At 72.5% G+C, this 1,740-nt stretch carries 1 protein-coding gene and 1 pseudogene; both read left to right on the forward strand.

Annotation, left to right across the window (positions count from 1 at the left end; translation table 11 throughout):
• Positions 1-261 precede the first annotated feature (261 nt).
• Complete coding sequence (gene serB / locus G6030_RS14330; protein WP_061229606.1) at positions 262-1,491, forward strand: phosphoserine phosphatase SerB; 1,230 nt, start codon at positions 262-264, stop codon at positions 1,489-1,491.
• 77 nt (positions 1,492-1,568) lie between these two features.
• Positions 1,569-1,740, forward strand: a pseudogene (locus G6030_RS16900) (peptidyl-tRNA hydrolase); the annotation flags it as partial.

The following is a 1,740-nucleotide window of genomic DNA, read 5'->3' on the forward strand; positions in this document are numbered from 1 at the left end:
TGCACTACCCGCACATGAGCGAGCGGATGCGCGCCGAGGCCCACGTCGGCGGCCGGAGGAAGTCCCAGGACCCGGACGCCGTCAAGGACGTGGCCCAGCGCGGGACCTCTCCGCAGAAGGGCTGACCACCCGCCCGTACTCACCCACGGGCACAGGTCCCGGGAACCCCGTCGGCTGGCTCGTCCACCGGCGGGGTTCCCGTCTGTCGGCCCACCGCACCACCCAGCAGTCGCCCACCACGATCACCTGTCAGGAGCACACGTGAGCACCTCCGGCACCCCGGCCCTCCTCACCGTCACGGGGCCCGACCGGCCCGGAGTCACCGCGCGGGTCATGTCCGTCCTCGCTGCCCACGACGCCGACCTCGTCGATGTCGAACAGGTCGTCGTCAACGGGCACCTGTCCCTGGGGTTGATGGTCCGGGTCGACCGGGACGCCGACGTCGTCGCGGTCGTCCGCGAGCTCACCGAGCAGGTCCACGATCTCGGGATGCACCTCGAGGTGCAGTTCGACGACATCGCGCCCGCGGCGCCGCCGTCCACCCACGCGGTGGTGATCCTGGGGAGCCCGGTCACCGCGTCGGCGTTCTCCGCGGTCTCCGGCGCGCTCGCCTCGATCGGCGCGAACATCGACATCATCCGCGGCATCGCCGACTACCCCGTCACCGGAATCGAGCTCCACGTGTCGACCGCGCGGCGCGACGCGGCCGACGACGCGCGGCTGCGGGAGACGCTCGCCCCCCTCTCCGACGCGCACGGGGTGGACATCTCCGTCGACGGGGCGGGCCTGAGCCGCCGGTCCAAGCGGCTCGTGGTCTTCGACGTCGACTCCACGCTCGTGCAGGGCGAGGTCATCGAGATGCTCGCCGCCCACGCCGGCAAGGAGGAGGAGGTCCGCGCCGTCACCGAACGGGCCATGCGCGGCGAGCTCGACTTCGCCCAGTCGCTGCACGAGCGGGTCGCCACGCTCGCCGGGCTGCCGGCCACCGTCCTCGACGAGGTCGCCGCGAGCATCGTCCTCACACCCGGTGCCCGCACCACGATCCGGACCCTCAAGAGGCTGGGGATCCGCTGCGGCGTGGTCTCCGGGGGCTTCATCCAGGTCATCTCGGGCCTCGTCGAGGAACTGGGTCTGGACTTCGCGAAGGCCAATACGCTCGAGATCGTCGACGGTCATCTCACCGGCCGGGTGATCGGGGAGGTCGTCGACCGCGAGGCGAAGGCGGAGTACCTCCGCGCGTTCGCCGACGAACTCGGCATCGCGCTCAGCCAGACCGTTGCCGTCGGGGACGGCGCCAACGACATCGACATGCTCACGACCGCGGGGCTCGGCATCGCGTTCTGCGCCAAGCCCGCTCTCCGCGAGGTCGCGGATGCGTCGCTGTCCAAGCCGTTCCTCGACACGGTGCTGTTCGTCCTCGGGATCACCCGCGACGAGATCGAGGCCGCGGACACCGCGGCGGGGACGTACCGACGCGTGCCGCTCACGTGACCGGCGCGTCTGACACGCCTGACGGGCCTGACGGGGCTGCCGCGGTCGACGGGCAGACGGCGGGGGCAGCCGGCGGGGTGGTCGGCGGGCTGGCGTCCGGCGCGGCGCTCGACTGGTGCCACGAACGGTTGCGGGCGGGGTCGCGCGGCGGGGAGGACCCCGAGGACCGCTCGACGGTGCGGTCGATGCCCATCGTGCTGCACCTGCCCAAGAACGAACCCCCGGCCCGCACCCCGCTGTTGGAGGCGG

The organism is Dietzia sp. E1 (assembly GCF_014145015.1).
Lineage (GTDB): Bacteria > Actinomycetota > Actinomycetes > Mycobacteriales > Mycobacteriaceae > Dietzia > Dietzia cinnamea_A.